General features: G+C 72.6%; 1 protein-coding gene. It reads right to left on the minus strand.

The annotated features are described in order from the left end of the window. A partial coding sequence (locus AC27VN_RS41255; RefSeq protein ID WP_490880482.1) for a rhodanese-like domain-containing protein occupies nucleotides 1–1,310 on the minus strand: 1,310 nt, incomplete at its 3' end. Nucleotides 1,311–1,505: the final 195 nt, after the last annotated feature.

The raw sequence follows: 1,505 nt of genomic DNA on the forward strand, positions 1-1,505 counted from the left end.
CGGCCGTGCGACAGCGTGCGACCGGCCAGCAGCCAGGCCATGGTGCCGTCCTTGAGCGAGACCACGGGGTTCGGGATGCCCGCGTCGATCAGCGTCTGCGCGCCGACGATGCTGCGCGTGCGGCCGGCGCAGTTCACCACCACCAGCGTCTCGGGACGCGGCGCGAATTCATGGATGCGGTAGACCAGCTCGGCGCCCGGCAGGCTGTGGGCGAACGGCAGGCTGAAGTCGGCGAACTCCTCGGGCGTGCGGCTGTCGACCACCACGATGTCGTCGCCGCGCTCCACGCGCTGGTGCAGCTCGTCGACCGAGATCCACGGCGTGTGCTTGCGGTGCTCGATGACCTCGCCGAAGGCCTTGCTCGGCACGTTGCTGCCGCTGAACAGTTCGTAGCCCGCCGCGGCCCAGCCCGCGGTGCCGCCGGCCAGCACCGACACGTTGCGCCAGCCCAGGCGCACCAGCTTGCCGGCGGCCTGGTGGGCCAGCGACTCGTCGGCGTCGGTCAGCACGATGCGGGTGTCGCGGCGCGGCACCAGGCGGTCGATCAAGAGCTCCAGCCGCCACAGCGGCGCCGAGGCGGCCAGCAGGATATGGCTGCGCACGAAGACGCCGGTCTCGCGCACGTCGAGCAGCGCGATCTCCTCGCCATCGGACAGCGCGGCCTTGAGCGCCGCCGGCGCGATCGCCGGATGGCGGACGTTGCGCGGCGGGCCGAACCGACGGTAGCTGCCGCCGGCCGTGCCTTCGAACACCACGCGATGCTCGAGCCGCTCGAGCGCGCGGCCGTAGAAATGCAGGTGCCGGCCGTCGAGGCCGTCGACCAGCTCGATGGTGTGGACGTCGCTGGGCGTCAGCACCACCGCGCTGCCCGCGGCCACGTCGACCACGCGCGTCTGCACGAGGTCGTCGCGCGCGGGATCGGCGGTCTTCTCGCGGCGGTAGAGCACGTTGCGCTCGTTGCCCTCGACGCCCGCGATGATCGCCCACGTCGTGTGGTCGTGCGGCGGCTGGGCCTTGCCGGCCAGGCCCGCCGAGAGGTACAGCGCGAAGCCGCCATCGGCGTCCTCGGCCAGCCGGTAGACCTGCGCGGGGCGCTCGGCATCGATCGGGAAATGGGCGGCCGGAAACAGGTCGGCGCGCCGGCCCAGGGCGATCAGCGCATCGGCCACGGGCTGCAGCTGGGCGTGGCCCTCGCCGGGGCCGGCGGCCAGCAGGCCGCGCGCCTGCGCGAGAAAGGCGTCGACGGCGCGCGCGCGCTCGCTCGCGAGGTCGTTGCCCGCCGTTTCGACGGGGAGTTCGGAGAGGCTCATGGGGGACTTTCGAGGGGAAGGCGGGGAAGCGGGAACACGGCCCGGGGCCGCGGTGTGGGCAGGGTATGCGCCGGACCGGGCCAGCCGAACGAAGTTTTTCTTCTACGCATATCCGGTTTGCTTCGTTGGACGCGCGCGCGCCCGCGCCTACGGTCGGCGCATCCTCGAACAAGACCCTCCATGACCTCCCTGCCC

The organism is Variovorax sp. 20P10.2.4, assembly GCF_058244205.1.